Annotated in this window: 19 protein-coding genes; 4 read left to right on the top strand and 15 right to left on the bottom strand. The window is 42.7% G+C overall.

The annotated features are described in order from the left end of the window. Positions 1–23 precede the first annotated feature (23 nt). Positions 24–731, top strand: coding sequence for a hypothetical protein (locus ACMFL8_RS05075; RefSeq protein ID WP_352310162.1), 708 nt, complete (start codon positions 24–26; stop codon positions 729–731). A gap of 121 nt (positions 732–852) precedes the next feature. Continuing rightward, positions 853–1593, top strand: coding sequence for an MHYT domain-containing protein (locus ACMFL8_RS05080; protein WP_352310161.1), 741 nt, complete (start codon positions 853–855; stop codon positions 1591–1593). A gap of 251 nt (positions 1594–1844) precedes the next feature. Here ACMFL8_RS05080 and ACMFL8_RS05085 read toward each other — a convergent pair whose 3' ends face one another. Next, positions 1845–2987, bottom strand: a complete 1143-nt coding sequence (locus ACMFL8_RS05085) for an ATP-grasp domain-containing protein (RefSeq protein WP_413191368.1) — start codon at positions 2985–2987, stop codon at positions 1845–1847. A 728-nt stretch (positions 2988–3715) separates the two neighbouring features. On the opposite strand from ACMFL8_RS05085, the gene ACMFL8_RS05090 reads away from it, so the two are divergent. Next, positions 3716–5020: a TerD family protein gene (locus ACMFL8_RS05090; protein WP_201591534.1), complete on the top strand. Its 1305-nt coding sequence runs from the start codon at positions 3716–3718 to the stop codon at positions 5018–5020. Between the two features lie 139 nt (positions 5021–5159). Here ACMFL8_RS05090 and ACMFL8_RS05095 read toward each other — a convergent pair whose 3' ends face one another. The 12 genes from ACMFL8_RS05095 to queC all read right to left on the bottom strand — a co-directional run bounded on the left by ACMFL8_RS05095 (position 5160) and on the right by queC (position 19051). Continuing rightward, positions 5160–5768, bottom strand: coding sequence for a TerD family protein (locus ACMFL8_RS05095; RefSeq protein ID WP_010199561.1), 609 nt, complete (start codon positions 5766–5768; stop codon positions 5160–5162). 181 nt (positions 5769–5949) lie between these two features. Beyond that, on the bottom strand, positions 5950–6702 hold the full coding sequence (locus ACMFL8_RS05100; RefSeq protein WP_189584490.1) for a TIGR00266 family protein: 753 nt from the start codon (positions 6700–6702) through the stop codon (positions 5950–5952). 222 nt (positions 6703–6924) lie between these two features. Further along, a complete protein-coding gene (locus ACMFL8_RS05105; RefSeq protein WP_189584493.1) occupies positions 6925–7500 on the bottom strand; it encodes a TerD family protein in 576 nt (191 codons plus the stop codon). Between the two features lie 480 nt (positions 7501–7980). Then, complete coding sequence (locus ACMFL8_RS05110) at positions 7981–9048, bottom strand: DUF475 domain-containing protein (RefSeq protein ID WP_189584496.1); 1068 nt, start codon at positions 9046–9048, stop codon at positions 7981–7983. A 294-nt stretch (positions 9049–9342) separates the two neighbouring features. Next, positions 9343–9918, bottom strand: coding sequence for a TerD family protein (locus ACMFL8_RS05115; protein WP_189584499.1), 576 nt, complete (start codon positions 9916–9918; stop codon positions 9343–9345). A gap of 254 nt (positions 9919–10172) precedes the next feature. Beyond that, positions 10173–12515, bottom strand: coding sequence for a bifunctional 23S rRNA (guanine(2069)-N(7))-methyltransferase RlmK/23S rRNA (guanine(2445)-N(2))-methyltransferase RlmL (gene rlmKL, locus ACMFL8_RS05120; protein WP_194620073.1), 2343 nt, complete (start codon positions 12513–12515; stop codon positions 10173–10175). A gap of 602 nt (positions 12516–13117) precedes the next feature. Then, entirely contained in the window at positions 13118–13645 is a 528-nt protein-coding gene (locus tag ACMFL8_RS05125) for a peroxiredoxin (RefSeq protein WP_194620071.1), read from the bottom strand. 506 nt (positions 13646–14151) lie between these two features. Then, positions 14152–15339 carry a mechanosensitive ion channel family protein gene (locus ACMFL8_RS05130; RefSeq protein WP_227669940.1) on the bottom strand — a complete coding sequence of 396 codons (1188 nt, stop codon included), beginning with the start codon at positions 15337–15339 and terminating at the stop codon, positions 14152–14154. 151 nt (positions 15340–15490) lie between these two features. Next, positions 15491–16987 carry a dihydrolipoyl dehydrogenase gene (locus ACMFL8_RS05135; protein ID WP_413190270.1) on the bottom strand — a complete coding sequence of 499 codons (1497 nt, stop codon included), beginning with the start codon at positions 16985–16987 and terminating at the stop codon, positions 15491–15493. 132 nt (positions 16988–17119) lie between these two features. Continuing rightward, positions 17120–17617 (bottom strand): peroxiredoxin, encoded by a 498-nt coding sequence (locus ACMFL8_RS05140; RefSeq protein WP_194620064.1) that lies wholly within the window; start codon positions 17615–17617, stop codon positions 17120–17122. 158 nt (positions 17618–17775) lie between these two features. Next, on the bottom strand, positions 17776–18105 hold the full coding sequence (locus tag ACMFL8_RS05145) for a hypothetical protein (protein ID WP_189584517.1): 330 nt from the start codon (positions 18103–18105) through the stop codon (positions 17776–17778). A gap of 229 nt (positions 18106–18334) precedes the next feature. Then, a complete protein-coding gene (gene queC / locus ACMFL8_RS05150) occupies positions 18335–19051 on the bottom strand; it encodes a 7-cyano-7-deazaguanine synthase QueC (protein WP_265087668.1) in 717 nt (238 codons plus the stop codon). A 342-nt stretch (positions 19052–19393) separates the two neighbouring features. Between queC and ttcA the strand changes: the two genes are divergently transcribed. Further along, entirely contained in the window at positions 19394–20470 is a 1077-nt protein-coding gene (gene ttcA / locus ACMFL8_RS05155) for a tRNA 2-thiocytidine(32) synthetase TtcA (protein ID WP_413191369.1), read from the top strand. A gap of 263 nt (positions 20471–20733) precedes the next feature. Here the strand turns inward: ttcA and ACMFL8_RS05160 are convergent, their stop codons facing one another. After that, positions 20734–21315, bottom strand: a complete 582-nt coding sequence (locus tag ACMFL8_RS05160; protein WP_010199599.1) for a FixH family protein — start codon at positions 21313–21315, stop codon at positions 20734–20736. 175 nt (positions 21316–21490) lie between these two features. Continuing rightward, the gene (ccoG, locus tag ACMFL8_RS05165; RefSeq protein ID WP_194620049.1) at positions 21491–22900 is read right to left on the bottom strand and encodes a cytochrome c oxidase accessory protein CcoG; all 1410 of its coding nucleotides are present in this window, start codon (positions 22898–22900) and stop codon (positions 21491–21493) included. Positions 22901–23316 lie beyond the last annotated feature (416 nt).

Here is a 23316-nt window from a genome sequence, read left to right on the forward strand (position 1 = left end):
GTATTTTAGAAAAGGAATGACTTTTGAAATTTTCTTGTGCATTAGAGACGTCTTCTGAACGCATTCGTTTGGTTAATGTTATTTCACCACTTATCAAAGCAGGTTATCAGCTCGTCTCCCAGAGACAAGAATCATCAGGCAGTGGTGGCAACATCATTCATGTCATTGCGAGAAGTATAGGCGCTAAGACGCAAGCGGATTTGATCGACGACTTGTCCTCTATTGATGGTTGTACCTTGTTTAAACTCGAAATTGATGAAGAAGGTATCTCATCATCAGCACCTGTGCAAACAGGCGAGGATGAAAAAACGACGTTAGCCGCTATTGGTGCTCAATACCCCAAAATAACAGATATCGTCAGCCAATACGAGGTTAGCTTGCCTAGCGATCAGCGTGCCGCTGCACTGCATCAGTTAGGACGAAAGGTTGGCGGTGGTATTTATCAACGTGATTATTCACTTGGTAGTCCACTAAAAATGCCAACGACAATCAGCCGAGAACTCGTACCAGCCTTGAAAGGGTTTTGTAAGGTCAAAGCGAAGAATAACGTGGTTTCTTTAATTAAATGTCCATTCTGTAAGTCATCAGACAGCAATCATTCAGGATGTCATTTTGTCATCGGTTATATCGAAGGATTTTTGGCGAGTAATCCTGCTATAGAGACAGTCCAAGTTGAGGAAACCAGCTGCGGTGCTGGTAGTACCAATATTTGTGAATTTACCATCGGGTAAACAAAATTAATCATAGACGACTCAATGTCTATATAAAACAATAGTGAGCGCATGGTGTGTAAGGGCTTATTCAAGTCTACGCTAAAAGGCTCAATTCTCATTAAATACAAAAGGCGAAAAAATGATTGAAGTTGAATATAACCTGCTTTTGGTGTTGGTTTCATATGCCATCGCAGTGTTCGGCTCTTATGTGGGTCTAAATCTTGCCATTCGAGTGCCATCTGCTAAGCCAGGATCAGACCTATATTTTTGGGTCGCGCTATCTTCGATTGCCATTGGTGGTGCTATTTGGTCAATGCATTATATTGGTATGATGGCAGTCGATATGAAAATGCCAGTTACCTATAATCTGGGCATGACAATTGTTTCGATGCTGCTTGCTGTTGGTTTTGTGGCTATTGGTATCATGATCGTAGGGCGCGGTGCGTCTAGCATGAGTAAACTGATTGGCGGTGGTGTCTTGACTGGACTTGGCGTTGCAGCCATGCACTATACTGGTATGGCTTCAATGCAGATGGAAGCTACGATGTCATACAATATTCCACTTCTGATCACCTCAGTGATTATTGCCATTGTAGCTGCTATCGCGGCATTATGGTTGGCATTTAACCTACGCGGTACCTTACAGCGTTTCGGTAGTGCGTTCATTATGGGTCTTGCCGTTTGTGGTATGCACTATACTGGTATGGCGGCTATGGAGATGGATGCTACTAACCATATGATGTCTATGAGTTATACGCATGATAGTGCAATCTCTTCAGCGATCATTATTTTTATTGGCTCAGCGATCGTATTGAGCTTGTTGTGGGTTCTTGCATCTAAGAATGCCCCTAAGAAAGCAACACTAGTATTTGGCGAGTAATTCTCAGCCGTTGTTTTTCATCGTTAATGTATGATGTAAACAGTAAAAAAGGTTTTTAGATTGCTATCTAAAAACCTTTTTTGTGCTTGACGATCTTGACTATCAATTAGGCTTATAGTCAATGAGGCCTATAGTCGATTCAATTTAAAAGTAGTACAAGGCAACCGAGTGTAGATGTATATGTGATACTTCAAGCGAGGTTAACGCTGTAATACTTTTATAGTGGAATGACTATATCCTCACTTAGTAAGTTACTCAGCGTCTGTCTCTTCAATTTTGACACTCATCATCAGCGAGCGCACCTGACAAGGCTTAATTTTTTGAGCAATGTCCTCTAACTGTGGCTTTGCCGTTAATCCTAGCCAATAAGCAAATCCGACTTGTGTGAGATCGATACCGCTATGCGCTGTATAACCGATGCCGCCAGAAGGGCGACTGTTAATCTCAAGGACACGGTGTTGACCGTCATCATCTGCCTTGGTCTGTACGCTGACGATACCATCGCAACCAAAGGCTTTAATTAATGGAATCACCACATCCATAACGTCCTGCTCGTAGCCGACATGCTGGATTTTGCCAGTTTTATGACGAGTAACGGCTGCCAATACTTCACCATATTCACAGACAACATCGATAGAATACTCTTGCCCTGATAAGTAAGGCATCAGCAGCATCGGAATAGGGCGCTCATGTACCATTTGGCTATGAGTATAGGCATTCACAAACTGCGCGGTATTGATTTTTTTCTCTTCGGTAAAGTATAAATGCTCAAAGCTATCGTAATGCACGCCATCGTCTTTGGCCAGATCCAGCCGCCAAAAGCCTTGTGCAAAAATACCAGTGACCGGTTTGACGCATAAAGGCTGATGACCATGCTCGCTAAGTAAAGCTTCAAGCTCAGCAGTATTGTCAAAGCGCCAAGCGTCTGCCACCGGAATGTTATGGGCATGGCACTGCTGCATAAAGGCAAATTTATCATCGATACACTCTAATGCTGCGACGCTGGTTGCTCCTGTCAATAATCGAATGCCAGCAGCACTAAATGCCTCACGCTGCGCTTCATAGTCGATACCATTACGACCAGTCAGCAATACTTTTACGTTGTGTTGTTTGGCTTGCTCTAAGACAAATTGCCAGCGCGGTGTGACGGGTTCAGGTATGATTTGCTCATCACTGTCGAGTACGGTTTTGGATGGCTCAATATATGTGCTGTCGGCAAACTCAAAAATTTCAGGTCTGTCATGGCGGTGTGACGCTATAACATTAAAGGGCGATTGCGCTTGTGCTTTTAGGGCTTGCAGGCTGGCTAACATATCACGCTGGCTAGACTGACCTTCTGCCAACCAAGCGGCAACGGGGGTCATAGAAAGGCTATCGTTAGCAAGGTTACTCATAATTCTCTCAGCATCATTATCAATGTTATAGGTAAGTGTTATAGGTATTAGATAACCGGGTGTGATTGTCGCACGTTTCTTATCAAGATGGTCAATACTCATCCGTTGCCAAAAAAGCCACGCTGCGCCGTCATTTATAGCAAAGTCTATTATATAGAAATGCTACGCTCTAGGGCGTGTCCTCATTTAAAAAATAGCGATAAAAATGAGATAGGTTGCAGTCAGGCAAGGAAAATAACGCAGATGATATCGAGATATTAGTCAGCTATTTGATGCTATTTGGCATTGTTTGGCAAGATTTAGCCATTTTTAGCCCATTTCGATGACCATCGATTGAATTGAGAGCACGCCTTAGTGTGCTGATTAAAAATCTGACATTATCCATGCTACTATACGACGATAGTGAACATAAAAAACATTAGGGCGTGTTGAACATTCACAAATAGGCACTGCTGATCGCTAAAACTGCTCCAAACAAGGCGTAAAACGACGGTAATGCTAGTGCCTTAACTAGGTTTACAACGCAGTATGGGGAAGTTTTAGCATCAGCTCTAATATCAACAGAGGGAGACAGAACTCTTTTTTGCCACTTCATTGTTAAAAATAGACGCTTAGAATAACTAAACTTACTGTTTTTAACGTCGAACTGTCTAAAAAATAGTCTCTGTCAGTGCCATGGTTGAATGTTCAACACGCCCTAATATAATAAATAACTCAAAGGACATATGATGAGCCAGAACCAACCTCAAAAACTGATTGCTGGTGCCAATGCGCCACTACCGACGGACAATATTAGCATTCGCATTTTAAGTCAAAATGCCATCGATTGTGCTGCTTATCGTTTGACCACTGACGGTAAAGTACGTGGTGATGGCGATATGATATTTTATGGGCAGACGCGTAGTGATGACGGCAATGTCAGCTTCCGAGGTCACGATAGTGATGGATTTTTCGACATTAATTTAGCAGCGCAACCGGCGAATATTGACAAAATTGCCTTGGCATTTTCTAGCGCGCAAGCCTTGGCGCAAATCGGTGATGTTGATATCCAAGTATTGCAAGGCAGTCAAGTGCTGATGACTTGTCAGCTTAGTAGTGCTGGGCGTAATGAAAAAGCCATTATCCTTGCAGAATGCTATCGTCGGCAGGGCAGCTGGAAGTTTCGCTTTATTGCCCAAGGTTTTGAAGGCGGTCTGAAGCCGTTGTCTGAGCATTTCGGTGTTGAAATCGCCGACGAAGCACCAGCTCAGCCCCCATCTCAAAACAACAATCAGGCTCAAAATCAAAACCAGTCACAGGGTCAGTCTCAACCTATCAATACGCAAAGACCTATTAACACGCAAAAAGCAGGCAGTGCCACTCAAGCAAGTACGCCGCCACCAATTCCAGCCAGTCCTTCGATCAATTTAAGCAAAATCACCTTAACCAAAAACCAATCCAGTATCAATCTTAAGAAGCGCGATGACTTTGGCAAAATCTCTGTCAACCTAAACTGGAACCAACGTCCAGATATGGATAAGCAAGCACCGAAAAAAGGCTTGTTGGGTGATCTGTTCAAGCAGCATAAAGCGGGCGGTATTGACCTTGATGTCGGGGCAATGATTCATCTAAAAAATGGCGAAAAAACCCTGATTCAAGCCTTAGGTAATCGCTTTGGCAGTTTGCAATCAGCACCTTACGTCTGTCTGCGTGCTGATGATAGGACAGGACAAGTGAGTGGCGGTGAGTGGCTCGATATCAATGGTCAGCAGTGGTCGCAAATTGAGGAAGTATTTATCTTTGCTTTCATCTACGAAGGCGCGCCGAACTGGGCAAAAACGGATGGGGTAGTGACCATTCATGTGCCCGATCAGTCGCCGATTGAGACGCGCTTAACAGAAGGCACAGGCAACTTGCCAATGTGTGCCATTGCGCGTTTGGTCAATCAACAAGGCAGTATCAACGTTGAGCGTATCAATCAATACTTTAAAGGCCATCAAGAAATGGATAAAGCCTTTAATTGGGGCTTTAGCTGGAAACGTGGTAGTAAGTAAGTGCTTGAATAGCACCCCTTAATACAAAAAATCAGCCCGTCTATTATAAATAGACGGGCTGATTGCTTTTGAGCGTTAACGTTTTAAAATGCTGATTTTCAAGCGTTACGAGCAAAAACTATTTAGACTTTATAAGTTATTAAGCATGTGGCGTAATAGCAGGCATCAAATCATGGAAAGTACGACCTGAGGCAGTTTCGCCAATGGCATGCATTTTCCATTCGTTATTATGACGATAGACTTTTGCCATTACCATCGCTGTATGACTGCCTTGCGCTGATAGGTTATAGCGCGCGACCTCTTGGTTATTATTGGCGTTCACGATACGGCAAAAGGCGTTTTCTACTGTCTCAAACGTTTGACCGGTAAAGCTATTGACGGTAAATACCAGCGAGACGACATTGGCAGGTATACGAGACAGATCGACGTTGATGACTTCGTCATCGCCATCGCCATCGCCAGTACGGTTGTCGCCTGTGTGTACGATGCTGCCATCTTTTGATTTGAGCTGGCTGAACCAAATGGCATCGACTGCCTGCTTGTTGCTATCGAACATGATGCACGAAGCATCCAAATCGATAGAATCGCCGCCGCTACCGCCGCCAAATAATTTGCCTAAGAAGCCACCTTTTTTCTCTTGTGGTCCTTGTGCTACGTCCCAACCTAGACCCAATTTTACTTGAGTCAGATCGCCGCCGGCTTCTTTGCTTAGGGATATTTTTTGTCCCTTTTGTAAACTAACTGCCATGATAAAATCCTTATATCAATTTCAAAAGTACGATTAGCTGTGTCGAACTCGCTTAGTCTACAAGGCGTAGTACTTGCACTTGTTTTCCTTACTAATCAAATTTTTGTACATGATATTATAATAATTGTGGGTGATAAATTGTGAGTAAAATTGTCTTGAAAAATTGTCTTGAAAAATTAAGCTATAAAATATTATCTAAAAAACCACCACCGCCGCCACGACCTCCGGAGCTACTGCCCAAGATGCTTTGTAGCCAGCCTTGATAGCTGTCACGATTGCGTGAGCAGATGATGACTTTACCATTGCCTGAGAAGTTCAACACCATGCCTTCGCCACTAGTGACTGAATTGATGATGCTGCTCATGATACCTTTCTTCTTGCTGGTTGAGACCGACAGCTTGTACTCAAGATTTGAGTCCCAACAGACCACATGACCATTATCGATGATGACGTCTTTTTCTGGGGTGACATCAATCTCAAACAACGAGCCAAAGCCAGATACCACGACCTGACCTTGACCTTGCGTCTGCATAACCATAAAGCCACCAGTATCACCAAACACTGCGCCGCCAAGGTTACGTTGAATATTGGCTCTGATATCGACACCCGTTTGTGCAGCGACGAAAGCGCCATCGCTCAAGGTATATTGCTGATTACCGACATCAATGATTTGCATATCACCATCCAAGGTTGGCGCAAGCAAACAATCGCCTTCACCATTCACCGCTTCAATTTGCTGCTGAAACAATGATTCATCGTTCGCAAAACGGCGCATCAATGATTGCATGAGGCCACCTTGCAGCTTACCTTTAAGCTCAAGATTGGATTCCATCATGACCATCGCATTGGCTTCACAATAGATCGAGTCGCCTTTTTTGAGATTGCAATGTAAAAAAGGCTCAATGGTACCGATTAAGCTAAACGTTGCGGCCATGGGGTGCAAATCCTTATTCTAATACAGTTGAAATATGCTTTTTTAATATGATATCTGTGATTCTAAATCATTAACTTGATTGATTTTAGAGACGCTATTAAATTTAAAGCCATCAAATGCTTTAAAAGGGCACACTTGATGGCTTATGTAGATAGCCGACAATCAGGTGTCTGACTGCCGCTATTAACTGTTTGAGTGATTAACGTTGCTATTAATAAACGTCTAAACGTTGACGCCATAAGAGCCGGCTAATGGTCCAAGACCACCGCTGAAGCCTTGACCAACGGCGCGGAATTTCCAATCACCGCTGTGACGATACAACTCGCCAAAGATCATCGCAGTTTCAGTGCTACCGTCTTCTGATAGGTCATAACGAGCGATTTCAGTATCGCCATTGTCGTTTACGACACGGATATAGGCTTCGCCTACTTGACCGAAGTTTTGGTTACGGCTTTGACCTTCATAAATGATGGCACAAATAGCAACTTTGCTGACATCAGCAGGGATACTAGCAAGGTTGATTTTGATTTTTTCATCATCGCCATCGCCTTCACCAGTGCGGTTATCACCAGTATGCTCAACCGCGCCGTTGTCTGATTTTAAGTTATTGAAAAAGATAAAATCTTGGTCGTTACGAACCTTACCTGCTTCATTGACCAAGAAGCCAATCGCATCCAAGTCAAATTCTTGACCGTCAGTGGCGCGTGGATCCCAGCCAAGACCGACCGTGATATTGGTCAAACCTGGTGCTTCTTTTGATAAGTTTACGTTGCCGCCTTTTGTTAAGCTAATAGCCATATAGATATCCTTTAGATTAATAATTAAGTGGATTGGGTTGTGAAATAAATGAACTAAAATTATGCAGTGACTGATATATGTGGGTAAATCATAAAAAAACTACCTGTATGCCATACCCTGCATATCATTACGTTTTACTATACTAAGCGTTTGCTCACTAAGCAAGGCGTATTTTGTGCGCTTACCAGATGGTTACTAAGGGACATATCAGTGCTGCAACTCTGATACTTTTTAACAAACCTAGTAACAGTGGTTAAGATATTGTTATCGCAAAGTATTTTATGAGTCTTCAGAAGTTGGCTAAAGGCTCAGATAATAAGCAGCTGAAAAACTTTGTAAAAGTTGCATGCCGTAAATAAAAAATGCTCATAAACGAAAACAGGTTATACCAACATCTTGGTATAACCTGTCATTAAAACGTATTATGCTAAACAAAACGTATTATGTTTGATGCTTACTACGCTTCAAACTCACTATTTATCAGTTAAGAGATTTTGCTTCTTGTTTGCGATAATTGAGTGAGGCCACAAACGCCCAACCAATAAAGGCAATACCGATAAGACCAGTGATAATTTCTGGTACATGAAACTTCACCGATAACAGCATGATAATGGCTAAAGCACCGATGGCGTAATGCGCACCATGCTCAAGATAGACAAACTCATCAAGCGTGCCTTTATCGACTAAGAAAATCGTCATCGAACGCACGAACATTGCACCGATTGCAAGACCGAGCATAATAACAATAACGTCATTGGTAATTGCAAATGCGCCAATCACGCCATCGAAACTGAAAGAAGCATCAAGAACTTCTAAGTACAAGAAGCCAATAATACCGCCTTTCATAATCGCGCTGGTCGCCGCAGCGCCCGAGCCATTTTCTCCGTTTTCTAGATCTTCTTCCAGATCACCTTCAAGCATACCAGAGACTACCTGTACACCTAGATAAACTAAGATACCCCAAACACCCGCAATCAAAACGGCAGAAGCTTGTTCAGCGGTGGCCCAAGATACTGAAATCATCAAGACAATAAGCGCAACGAAGACGCTCATGGCATCCACTTTGCCTAGTTTCGCAAGACGGCTCTCAAGCCAGTCAAACCAATGCACTTCTTTTTCATCGAATATAAAGTTTAAGAAGACCAGTAGTAAGAAAATACCACCAAATGCTGAAATTTCAGCATGATGTGCCATTAGTCTTGCTGAGTATTCTTTAGGATCGTTCAATGCCAAATCTATAACTTGCATCATACCAAGGTCAGCGGTAACCGCGACGATGACAATGGGGAACACCAAGCGCATACCAAATACGGCGATTAAAATACCAACCGTTAAAAATATCTTTTTCCAAAATTCGTCCCAGCCCTTTAGGACTGAGGCATTGACCACTGCGTTATCAAAAGACAACGAGATTTCCATAACGGCCAAAATAGCAGTAATCGAGAGAGTGGAAATCATACCACCCATACCGCCATGTGAATATCCCCACCATGCCGCGACCGCTAAGGCAATGGCCGTGAAGATAAAGTCTAAATAAAAATGTCTCATGACACATCCTGTCTAGTTGCGTAAAGCTAAGGTTGTCTATTATAGACACAGCACAAAAAAGCGGTTATCGCTAACCACTTTTTTATGCATAATTCTAAACGAAACATAAAGCATTATTGGTCGTTTAGCTATCAATAATTGTGGCTATTTTGCAACTAAAAGTACGTTATTCATTAGCTTATTCAGAACTCTACAAAGCTACTTAGCATAGCTAACTAATAAAGGTGCTTTGAACGCTAGTTTTAGCAGTGCTTATCACCCTAATTGTGATAATGATATCATCTAAACACGGGTTTAGATATCAACGCCGTATTGCTGGCACATGGCTTGCAAGCCGCCAGAATAGCCCTGACCAACGGCGCGGAATTTCCATTCGCCGTTATGACGATAGACTTCACCAAATACCATTGCGGTCTCAACAGAGTAGTCTTCTGCCAAATCAAAACGTACTACTTCGGTGCCAGTATCTTCATTGACGACACGGATGAAAGCATTGGCTACTTGCCCAAAGTTTTGGCTGCGAGCTGCTGCATCGTGAATGGTGACAGTGACGACGATTTTATCGACATCGGCAGGTACTTGGGTTAGGTTTACTTTGACGACTTCATCATCACCGTCACCTTCGCCAGTACGGTTGTCACCAGTATGCTCAACCGCGCCATTGTCAGATTTGAGTTGGTTGTAAAAGATAAAGTCATGATCGCCGCGTACTTTGCCAGCGGTGTTTAATAAAAATACGCTGGCATCAAGGTCGAACTCGGCACCAGAAGTAGCACGCTCATCCCAGCCAAGACCGATAAGTAGCTTGGTTAAATTTGGGTCAGTTTTGGTTAGCGATAAATTACCGCCTTTATTAAGTGATAATGCCATGAGATTGTCCCTGTTGTTAGCGTAAAAATTTTTGGTATGAAGTAATGAAAATAAAAGCGATGTTGAACCAAAATTGGTGCAAGACCATCGCTTGATAACGCTCTATCATAACAACAAAAAATGACCCAATCAAAGTAGATTGGGTCATTATTGTGTTTCATCGTCATTGGGCAAAAAAACCAAATTTTGAGGAGCTAGACTGCTGAGATGAATTTCTCTATTTGTCTAGCACTTTTGTATCGATAAGCGCTTGATTACAGGCTTTGACGGTGACGAATCTCAAAACTTTGATGGATTGGTTTTTTGATATTAAAATCGAAGCCAATGGTTTTTTGGGTGATATCAACGATGTCATAGCGCTCGATTAACTGCTCATCGAGCTCAAAACGGGTAAAGTTGTTTGAGAAGTATAAGACGCCATCAGCGGTCAAGCGGTTCATCGCGCGGTTAATAATAGCGGCATGATCTCGCTGCACATCAAAAGTACCTTGGAACTTTTTCGAGTTTGAAAAGGTCGGTGGATCAATGAAGATGATATCGAATTGCTCGGTATTTTCCTTAATCCACTCAAAAATATCGGCAGCAACGAATTGATATTTATTGCGGCTGACATCCAAACCATTTAGGACAAAGTTTTGCTTGCCCCAATCGAGATAGTTCTGCGACAAGTCAACGCTGGTGACTTTTTTCGCGCCAGCCAATGCCGCATGTACACTTGCCGTACAGGTATAAGCAAATAAATTCAATACTGATTTATTACGACTGTTGTCTTTAATCCGAGCGCGCATATTACGATGGTCAATAAACAGACCGGTATCGAGATAGTCGGTAAAGTTGACGTAGAAATACGCGCCATCTTCGCGAGCAACATGAAACTTGCCACGCTTTTCTGTGGTGTTCTGCTTACTATACTGATCATTACCAGACTGGCGTGCCCGAGTTTTGATAAAGATTTGTTCGCGATTAATATCAAACACTTCACGAATACCCATCAAAGCTAGATTAAAGCGTTTTTTGGCGGTCTCGGGTGGAATGGTTTTTGGTGGTGCATATTCTTGCACGTGCGCATAGTCACCGTATAAGTCGATAGCCACTTTAAAATCAGGCAAATCGGCATCGTAGACACGCACATTACTCACATTGTCTTTTTTGGCCAGTTTCTTGAGTTTGGCAAGATTTTTTTGCAGGCGATTGATAAAGTCTTGACCGTCTTCTACTTCAATCTCACGCTTTTCAAAACGGCTCACAAGATTACCTGTTTGCCCTGCAATCAACTTGCCATAGCGGAAATAAACGGTAATGGCACCATTATGACAGCGTAAGGTTTTTGGTTCTTTAATTGGTAAGATATCGACTTGCTCGACATGAGAGGCCAATATACCAAGCATCGGATCGACACCACTACCAGCAAAGCTGTCTTGCAATATAAGCCCAATCGCTTGATACAAGGGCTTAATCATCTCTTCATCACCCAAACGCTCGCCGTAAGGTGGGTTGGTGATAATTAGAGGATTGCTCAATCGACCATCATCGACCAACGGCTTTAGCACACTGCTTAGCTGGTCAAGGGCGCGGGTTTCAATGTCGAGTAACGGTAGCAAGTCCTGTAAACCAGCGGCAATAAGGTTTTTTTCTGTGGCGATAATCGCGCCACTATCGGCATCAAAACCCAAAATGAGCGGTAGGGTATCTGGCTGCTCGTTAGCGATTGCTAAGCCTTCACGGAAACGTGTCTGGGCATCATCAATCATCTGCTGCCATAGCGTCTCGTCATGATGCTGCCATTGGTAAAAACCAAATTGATTGGCGGCTTTGTCGATACCCACCGCATAATCACAATGCATGAGTAGCGCTTCAATGATAAAGGTGCCAGAGCCACACATTGGATCGACTAAGGCATTATAAAAAGGCGCGTCGCCAGCATCATTTTTCTTATGCCAGCCTGCGCTATAAAGCAAAGCTGCTGCTAAGTTTTCTTTTAATGGTGCTTCGGTCATCGCCACGCGATAGCCACGGCGGTGTAAACTGGTGCCTGACAAATCTAAATACAGTTCAGCTTGCTTGTCATTAACCGTCGCAAAAATAGCAAAATCCGGATGTTTGCTATCGACGTTAGGGCGACTGTCATAAACTTCATTAAAGGTATCAGCAATGGCATCTTTGATACGTAGCATCGCAAACTGTTGACTGACAGCGACGCGTTTGTCGACGGATAGACGGATGGCAAAGGTTTGCTCTAAGTTGAATTGCTCCGTCCAATTGACCGATTTTGCCAAACCATAAAGCTGCTCGGCCACATCATACTCAGCATTGATGTTTCTGCGTTTGATTAACATCAATACCCGTGACGCTACCCGCGACCATAGGCAAATAGTATATAAGTCACGCAACGTACCCGTAACGGTCAGACGCCCCGTACTTTTGATATCGCTTGCAATACCAAAACTCGTCAGCTCAGTCTGTAGTGGTGCCTCAAGCCCATCGGCACAAGTGATAATCAGCTCAAGTGACAACTCTGCTGAGATCGCTGGTGAAAGTGCTTCTGACAACGCTGGTGAAGATGCGGCGGCAAGGGCTGGCGCGGTTGTTTCGGTCATACGGATACCTGTGGGCTAAATTGATAAGTAATGATAAATAAGGCACATCATAAGATAAGATGTTTAACCGTCAATTTTACCATAATTACGCTATGGATGGTTTAAGTGGCTTTGATTAAAAGACGGCGTTTAAAATTTTGGCGTTAAGGTGTTATTAAAACTACTGCTATCTATAGTGAGTGAAAACTATAGTGAGTGAAAAGTAGTACAGATACACCACGCAATGCTGATATCCATTTTTCTTGCTTGCTGTGCCTGCACAGACAGAGGCTACAAAAAATTGATATCAGCAATACCGTCGCATTTTTAGGATATTTTGGCTATAGCGTCAGATTAAAAAAATGGCTCATTATTGGTTTTTAATCTAAGGCGTGTCCTCATTTTAAAATGGTAATACAAATGAGATAAATTACAGTCAAACAAGGAAAATAACAAAGCTCAGAGATAGATGTTCTTGTAAAAAACATAAAAAAACTGCGTAGCCCTTATGTTCAAGGACTATGCAGTTTGGCAGTTTGGCAGTTTGGCAGTTTGGCAGTATTTGAGCCTCAGTACTTAAGCATCTATCGACGCCTGATAATACCAGTCAAAAGTCAATGTACTTAAGCCTTACTTTTCAAATAATCTAACATAGTGTCTGCATCTGATACTTCAAATGGGTCTATTGGACAGTTGTCGCCAAAATCAGGTTCCTTAAACACTTTTTTGATGGCTTTGTTGTCGACAAGCATCGAATAACGCCATGAGCGCATACCAAAGCCAAGATTACTCTTATCAACCAGCATGCCCATTTTACGAGTGAACTCACCATTGCCATCAGGCAGCAAAAAAACGTTTTCGCGGTTTTGCTTTAGGCCCCACTGATACATGACGAAGGCATCATTGACAGAAATACAAACGATTTCATCTACGCCTAACGCCTTAAACTCATTGTAAAGCTCTTCATAACGAGGTAGGTGGCTGGTCGAACAAGTTGGCGTAAAGGCACCTGGTAGTGAGAACACAACCACTTTTTTATTGGCAAATAACTCATCTGTGGTGAGGTCATACCATGTGAATGGGTTATCTCCTCCAATAGATTCATCACGAACACGAGTTTTGAAAGTCACATCAGGTACATGGGTAATCATTATTTACTCCGATTTGGGTTATTGTCTTTTTGTTTTCAAAATGCTGCATTTATATGATAATAGTTATAGTAATCCATAAGCAAATCTTTAGGCTTATATTCACTATATAGTTAATACTAAATAAAATGGATAAGTTATTTAATAACGCGAAACTGCTATAGTCGATTCAATTTAAAAGTAGTACAAGGCAACCGAGTGTAGATGTATATTTGATACTTCAAGCGAGGTTAACGCTGTAATATTTTTATAGTGGAATGACTATATAAATTTTTCTGGCTTGCTGTGCCTATGCCGACAGAGGCTGCAAAAAATTCATCCCAGTCCCGCTGTATCTTTTTCATATCGGACTGACTATATAAGCTATCAAAATATATGAGCTTTTTTTAGACCTTACAAGCTACGCTAGCTGCTTTGGCCATATCATAGAGAGCTATGTTTGAAGTAGTCTCTGTCGCTTAAGATTTTTGAATTTACTTTTCCAGATTAGGGGCATTCCTTAATAAACGTTATTTATTATCCTTGGTTAGCGGCCGTTTTTCTGATACGACCTGCGTTGTGGTCGCAAAGGGTTTGGTAGCGATAGGATAATCGACGTCTTTTGGCATCAGTAAGCGCATATGCGGGTAAGGGGTGGAGATATTGGCGGCATCAAAGGCACGCTTGATATCCTCTTTTAGACCTTCCTTGATTTTGGGCATGCGCGCGACAGCGGCAGGCTTGACCCAAAAACGCACGATAAAAAACACTCCGTACTCACCAATTTCATCCACGGTAGCTGAGCATTCAGGACGATTGAGCACCACTTCAGTATCAGCAAGGACTTGCAAAATTTCCTTGCGAGCAGTGTCGACATCATCTTCAAAAGCGATACGCACACGAATATCGAAGCGAATAAAGTTCTTGGAGGTTAAATTGGTAACTTCAGAAGAGGCAACGTTAGAGTTGGGAATAATGACGGTGATGTTGTCTCGAGTCAAAATATGGGTGGTGCGTAATGCAATGAGTACGACACGACCTTCATTGTCATTGATATGAATCCAGTCGCCAACCTGAAAAGATTGTTCGAGCAAAATGGTGATACCCGCAATGAAATTAGCAAGGGTTGATTGGGCAGCAAAACCGACTGCCAAGCCCACAATCCCTAAACCTGCGACCAATGAGACAATATCAAAACCAAATTGCGCCATGACGCTGGCAAGTCCGAGTACCAATAGCAGCACTGACAAGATGTTTTGAAGCAGCTGCTCTATAGAAGCGTTGAGACCATAATGCTGTAGCACTCTGTGAATAATCTGTCCAGATGACGTCCAAAGTACGTAATAAATACCCGCCCATGTACTGGCTTTTGCAGTGGCCTTGATAGTCTCTGGCTCAAAGTAAATTTGGCTCATAATGGCAATCAAGCTGGTAACTATCCAGATATAACGCAAAACGGAACGGACGATTTTGGCACGGCGCTCATTCAGTCGAATGCGAGATTTGCTTTTTTTGACAATATAAATAGCCAACCAATAACAAAACCCCAATACCGCAAGCAGTATTAGGATTTTGATACCAGTGCTAACCAACTCTACTGCTTGCGATGTCCAATCGAATGACTCTTCGTCTATAGAGCCGCCCAAAGCGAGGTAAAGGCTGGTGTGCAGGTCACGAATAATCTCTTTAAAAAAGTCGGTAACACTGGCGATTGGCATTTTTTCGTCCATGCAGGGTGTGTTTGTACAAAGTTTTGTACACGAGATGCTTGGCTATAAACTACCTCAAGTTATCAAAGCAATCAAACATAACATGAGTGGTGATTGAGACTAAGCCCTCACTTCTTGGAAAGTGTGACTGAGGTATCCATTAAGAGTTATCTTTTTGTGTGTCTTGAGATTGGAAAGGTATCTCCATCTTATACTGGACATCACGTAGCGCGGTACGCAAACCTTCTAGTATCGTTGGATGATAGAAAGGAGTATCGAGCATGGCTTTGATACTCAAGTCATTGGTAATTGCCATAGCGAGTATATGACCGATATACTCGGCATCAGGACCTACCATGCTAGCGCCTAAGATTCTATCGGTTTTTTTGCATCCATAGATATGCAACAGACCACAGTTGACACCCATCACACGACTGCGACCTTGGTTATCAAAACTGACGCGACCAATGACATACTCCAATTCTGGATCTTGTTGTATTTCTGGTAGAGACATACCGACATTAACGATTTGGGGCGAACAAAACACGATAGAAAAGGGCACTGCTGGTGGACGGATATAGGCAGCGTCTTTATTGTCACAGACCATATTACCTGCACTAAAACCTTCATCACTGGCCACATGTAACAGTGGAATATTGGCATTGGCATCGCCAACAATAAAGACATTCAAATCACCAATTTGACCGGTTTTCTTGCTCAGATCTTTTGGGCGGTTTTTTTCATCGAGTACAACGCCTAGGTTTTCAACGCCTAGCTCGTCAATATTGTTACGGCGACCTGTCGCGACCAGTACGTATTCCCCTTGCCACTGCTGTGTCTCACCTGCGCTGTCTTCATAGTCAATAAAAGCGAGTGAACATTTATTGCCTTCAGCCGTTTGTACACCGACATCGTTAATTTTACTACCTAAGTGCATCATCAGCTCGCGGCTTAAGCAGTCGATGGCCTTATTGCTAATGTCTGGATCTTTCAGTCCAGCCACCTTTTTGACGCGATTAAATAATGTCACATCCACACCCAAGCGATTAAATGCTTGGGCGAGCTCCAAGCCAATGGCACCTGCACCAACGACCGCCATAGATTTTGGTAAGTCTGGCAGCTCAAAAACGGTATCAGAGGTGAGCAAGGTATCACCAAGCTTGTCCGCCCAACCTTCTGGAATAAAAGGGGAGCTACCTGTGGCCACGATGATTTTTTCTGCTTCAATCACCTCGTCATTGACCTCAATCATACCTTGTTTATTGATATGAGCGTGACCCGCTATTTTTTTGTGATCAGGCCAGCTATCTACTTGCTCTTCGAGATAGCTTTCGAAATGACTGCGTTCGTCGCGTACGCGCCCCATCACTTGTTTGCCATCTATTTGCACAGTTGTGTGAATACCGAATTCAGCAGAATGGTTGGCATCATGTGCACGGTCAGCCGCTGCGATCAATAGTTTGCTAGGCATACAGCCTACAGTGACACAAGTCGTCGTCCAAAAGCCTTCGTTAATAATGACAACATCGTCTTTGATTTTACTGGCTTGGCGAAAGGCGTTTTGTCCTGCTGTACCTGCACCAATGATGGCAACAGAGACTTTACGGGTGACTTGATGGTTTGTGCTATCGACAGCGGTGTCGGACTGGTTTTTCATATTGTTCTCAAGTAGTTATATTTTATAGGATGTGAGTGACTGATAAGACGTTGGCTTTTAATCGTTTGTGCTCAGCGACTCAATAAACGCTATTTTATGACCAATAATTAGTGCCACTAATTATAATAAAAGTTATGGTGCCAATATCGTCAGTAAACGCTCAGTATAATCTTTGGCGCGTAGATTGCGCTGCGCATGCGTGAGATTGCCGTCTTTATCGAATACGAAAGCTGAGCGTACCAGACCTAGCGTTATCTTACCGTACATGTTTTTTTCTTTTATGACCTCAAAGTACTGGCATAGTTTTTCGTCGCTATCACTGATCAGTGGAATCTGTAGATCATATTTCGCGATAAACCTTTCATGAGATTCGACACTATCACGGGAGACCCCGACAATATCATAGCCCAAATCATCAAACTCACTAAGACGCGCCGTGAATTCTGTCGCTTGTGTGGTGCAGCCTGGAGTGCTGTCTTTTGGATAAAAATAAAGGATCAGTCCTTTGTCGGTATGCGCAACCAAGTCTTTTAGGTCAATGTCATCATGAATAAAGTGACCATCGAGCTCACGCACCATCGTCACTGGAAAGTCGGGCAGGGCGATAGTTTCTGTGGTTGGTTTAGCCATGGTAAAGTCCTTAGTCATTTTAATGTTTGTTTGAGTTATGATTGTCTTATTATAGGCAGATTAGCAGAAATAAATACTCAGTTTTACACTTCACTTATTCATTGGCAACAAAAAAGACTGGTAATGACCAGTCTTTTTTGTGTTGAACCTTTTATCAATTATGCCGGTTTTTGTGGTTTCTTTAGATCTAAGCCGACGGTGCATTGCTGCAAGTCTTTTTGCATTTCCTTCACGTAAGATAGGCCTGACGGGTCTTTCTTGTCTTGGGCGTAGCTTTCAATTTCCCACATTTGACCGATCGTCATGTTGCTACGAACGCCAATGGTGCAATTGCACAGTTTGGTCGCGTTATTTTTATCAGCAACTTTATATTTGACGGCCCCGCTCACACAGGTATTAATATTGTCTTGCTCGATATCGGTAGCATTGGCCTGTGGTATGGCAAAAAGAGCCGCTAAGGCTAGGGGTAATACTGGCAAAAACTTCATAAACATCCTCTCAAGGGTAGCGTCAATTTTGTAGATTTTTACTCAAAAATTAAATTACTGAGGTAAATAAGGGTATTTCTCTATCAGTTGTCTATCTGATGACAGAGAGAATCGTCCATACCATAGCAAGTATCGTAATTAAAATACAACGGCGGCGTGCTGTGTTAATGCAAGCGAATGTTTCGCTAATGTTTAGTTATACTGTCTGTCGCTATGAGTACTTAAACTGTTAAGGTTGATAATGAGTAGGATCAGCGATACCTGCTTGGGCGAATCCTTGGCGACGCAAGGTACAGCTATCGCAAACACCGCAGGCAAGACCATTTGCATCGGCTTGATAGCAAGAAATCGTCTGACCATAATCGACACCCAATGACAGCCCAAGCTCGATGGTTTTTGCTTTTGACAGCTGCTGTAATGGTGTCTGAATGGATAAATGATGGCCAGTAACGCCCGCTTTTGTCGCCAAGTTTGCCATGTGCTCAAAAGCGGCAATGTATTCAGGACGACAATCTGGATAACCTGAATAATCGACTGAGCTGACGCCAATAACGATATGGTTGGCGTCGGTCACTTCAGCGACGGCTAAGGCATAAGATAAAAATATGGTATTACGAGCCGGTACATAGGTGTTTGGGATGGCATCGTTATCAATCTCATCACGGTTTTTATTAGGGAACTTCTCCGCATCCCCATCAGGAACCATCATACTGTGATCCGTCAATGATGAGCCACCAAGCTGAGCGATATCAATATCGATAATGCGATGGTTGACCGCTGCCGTTTCGGCGATATTTTTTGCGGCGACAAGCTCACTATTATGGCGTTGACCATAGTTGAAGCTGACCGCAGTCACCGATGCATAACGTGCCTTGGCCCAATACAAACAAGTCACCGAATCAAGCCCGCCCGACAGTAGCACAACGGCATTTTGGCTTTTATGCAGAGCATTTAAGTCAGTATCGGAGGCTTGATTATTGGAGGTGCTTTGCGAAGTAACGTTAGTCATAGTGTTATCTATTATTGGTTTACGAAAAACGGTTATTTTAGCAAAAATCCAACCATTACAGAACCATGCAGCCATTATTTAATGTCCTCTTTTCAAACTGTTAGCAAATTTTGTTATAATCCCTGCTTTTAAAGCATCAGTGTTAACGCTTGCCCATCATGTATGACAGCACTGTAATAGCAGTTTGCTGTATAGCAAAATCACCCTTGTAAAGATATTGAGTAACTTATGACCGCAGCGACCTTGTTTACACCAAAAATTACGCCAGAGTTTGATGAGATGTCTGCTGATGCAGGTATGGCTGACTATACTTTAGAGATTGATAGTATGGAAGATGATGATGCCGCTGAGGATGATTTGATGGCTGAGCAGTTATCACCTACTCAATCAGCACAGTTTCGCAAGCTACAGAAGAAACTGCGTAGACAAGTATCTTGGGCGATTCGTGATTTTAATATGATCGAAGAGGGTGATGTGGTGATGGTCTGTGTTTCAGGAGGCAAAGACAGCTATACCTTATTGGATATTCTATTGCTGCTAAAACGTATTGCACCGATTAATTTTGATATCGTCGCGGTTAATTTGGATCAAAAACAACCCGGCTATCCAGAAGACATTTTGCCAGCGTATCTAAACGAGCAGGGCATTGCCCACTATATTTTAGAAAAAGACACTTATAGTATCGTCAAAAGCGTGGTGCCGGAAGGTAAGACATATTGTTCGGCATGTTCGCGTTTGCGTCGTGGCTCATTATATGGTTTTGCCAAACAAATTGGCGCGACTAAAATTGCTCTTGGTCATCACCGTGATGACATGCTCGCGACTTTCTTTTTAAACTTGTTCCATGGTGGCACGCTAAAATCCATGCCACCGAAACTGCTCAGCGATGACAAGCAAAACATGCTCATTCGTCCATTGGCATACGTTGAAGAAAAAGACATCATTGAATATGCACACCTAAAAGATTTTCCGATTATCCCGTGCAATTTATGTGGTAGCCAGACCAATCTACAGCGCGCTATTATTAATGACATGCTACGCGAATGGGACGATGCTCATCCACAGCGTTTGGCTTCTATCTTTAAGGCGATGCAAAACGTGGCACCGTCGCAACTAGCAGACCGTGAATTGTTTGATTTTGAGCGATTAAGTCTCGATCGTGATGATAATAAGCGTTTGTTTGAAGGGGATAATATTCAGGCAGGGCAGACCGATAGCTTGGCTGAAATTGGCTTACCAATAGCGCCACAAACGCAAACTTTTAATCCAAAGTTTGCCAGTAAGCAACAGTCAGATAAAACGATAGAAAGCAGTCGACCCACACAGAAGATTCCAACAATTAATCCTGTTATCTAGGGCGTGTCTCCAACTCAATCGATGAATATATAAATGGGCTAAAAATGGCTAAATTTTGCTGATATTAATTTTTTGTCGCCTCTGTCTGTGCAGGCACAGCAAGCAAGAAAAATGGATATCAGCAGTGCGTGATGGTTCGATATCACTTTTTACTCACTATAGCCAAATAATAGCCAAAAAAAACCAGCTTATTAATGGCTGGTTTTTTTATGTCTTAATGAATTGATTATTCGCTGAATCTACGAAGTCTATATTTGTATAAGTTAACTCTCAGCAAATACTGGTAGCGGGTCAAAACTAACCTTTGAACGTGGCAATTTTGCCACATCTTGCATACGCCAATCATCTTTGCCTTCATTGCTCACTTGCAAATAGTACTTGGCTTTTACGGGGTCAATATCTACCTTAGCGCTATATTTATTACCTTCTTGGTGCTGTAACACCACATCACGATCTTTTTTAATGTCGGTCGCATGGGAGATTGATAAATCTAATTTATCAGGATAAGTAAGCGGGGTGCCATTAAGTAATTTGCCCGATTGTAAGCTTTGCTCAGGATAATTCAAATAAAACACAATATTACCGTCATCGGCAAACTGCATCTCGCCATGCAGGTCTAAGTCATAAGTCAGCTTGTCACGGGACACATCATGATAAAGCGTCTTGCCATCCATATACCAATCGTCACGAACCACACTGTCACGGATCTGATAGGAGTAATAAACAAACCAGAGGCAAGCAATCACCACAAAGGCTGGCATGCCAATCACAAAGATAACCACCATATAGTTTTTATACCATGGCTGGCTATCTTGGTGCTTAAAATTTGGTGCTGGAGTAGACATAAAATACCTGTTAATCAAATAGCTGTTTATAGATATCCAGTTATCGGATATCTATACAGTGGTATCGACGGATAAATTGACGGCTAACGGCTGTCAGTTTAATGATAATCTATAACCCGCTCGTCGATGACTAACGGGTGAAATATATGAGTCTACACTTGCCACACGCAAGCGTTTACTGACCTTGGGTGGTAAAAACGTTTTGTTTGCTGACCATGTACTGACCATCATTGCTGTTCACATTTAGGGTAACAAGTGTTTGACCAGATTCAATGACATCAGGATCACCATAAATACTGACGGGCATATCAAAGCTTTCACCCGCTTCTAATGGTACATCATTAAAACGCAATTCCAAACTCAGACCTTCTTGCGGGGCAAGGGTTATCTTGTAGGTATGCGGCTCTTGGGTTTTATTGGTCAGCTTGACGATATAGCTGTTTTCAATCATGCCTTGAGTATTGATCGATGACAACTGATTACGGTCACGGCGAATGTCAATCTCTAAGGGGACACGATCGGTCAAGGCATAAACGACACCACCGCAAAGCACGGTCAGTAGCGCTAAATAGGCAAAAAACCGTGGGCGAAATACTCGGCTTTTCTCTTTTTCTGCCAGTTGCCGTTCTGTCGTATAGCGAATCAAACCACGGGGATAACCCACTTTATCCATGACTTCATTACAGGCATCGACGCACGCGGCACATTGAATACAGGCCACTTGTAAGCCATCACGAATGTCGATACCAGTAGGGCATACTTGCACACACATCTGACATTCGATACAGTCGCCTAAATGCTCCGGATTGGTCCCTTTTTTGCGCGCGCCTCGTGGCTCACCGCGCTCATAATCATAGGAGACAATCAGTGTATCTTTATCAAACATAACGCTTTGGAAACGCCCGTAAGGACAGATCTGAACACACATCTGCTCACGCATGTAGCCGGCATTCACATAGGTAGAAAAAGCAAAGATAAAGACAGATACCCAAATCCACGTAGGCCAATCAGGGAAAGGTATAACGCCTATCATCTGCCAACTATGATATAAGCTATCAGTGCCGGAGACGTAGCTGACGAATGTAGTCGCCGTAATCATTGAAAAAACAAACCAAATAAAATATACCAAACCACGTTTAAAGGCTTTTTTTGCACTCATTGGTTCTTTATCGAACTTCATGCGCTTATTACGGTCACCAATCACCCATTTTTCAACGTACTGATATAGATGCGTCCAGATCGTTTGGGGACACGCATAGCCGCACCATACCCGACCAGCGTATACCGTTACCATAAATAAGGTAAAAGCGGCAATCAGCGCAAAGGCGGCAATGAAATAAAAATCTTGAGTCAAAAAAGTCATGCCAAAAATATAGTAATGCTGCGAGGGCACATCAAACCATATTGCCTGCCTATCATTATAACGCAGCCATGGCAGTAACAAAAACAGCGCCAAAAACGCATACATACTAACGACGCGGATATTTTGATAAAAACCCGTGATAAATCGAGGATGAATACGATGCTTGGTGGCATCAAGATCAATCTGCTGTACAGGGATTTTATTGGGTTGTGGTGCTGACATAAACGTGCCTCTTTAAAAAAAGAATCAGTCTGCTGGCATGATGAACAAACACCTATAATAAAAAGATGTCGGGATGTGCGATGTTATCAATGTCAGTAAGTAGCTGAGTAGGATAATCACTGTAAAAAACAGCGAACCCTGCTACCAAATGAGCGATTGTAAATAGCCAATTACGATTGAACCATTCATACTAAAAATGGCGATCGATTCGTGGTTTTCAAATCGTGCTATTTTAGCATTATCCCTACTATAAATGGGGTAATAATGCTCAAAAACAATCATTGTATCCAAATTATATTGACCGACTGGTTACCGTCGAGTCGCCAGCACAGCTGGCTTTGCAGAGTAAATAAGTATCATGACAAAGACATGAAAGCGCTTAAACTAAAATCTTCAGCCAAATTGCCAAACAAAAG

The organism is Psychrobacter sp. AT9 (assembly GCF_047272965.1).
GTDB classification, from domain to species: domain Bacteria; phylum Pseudomonadota; class Gammaproteobacteria; order Pseudomonadales; family Moraxellaceae; genus Psychrobacter; species Psychrobacter glaciei.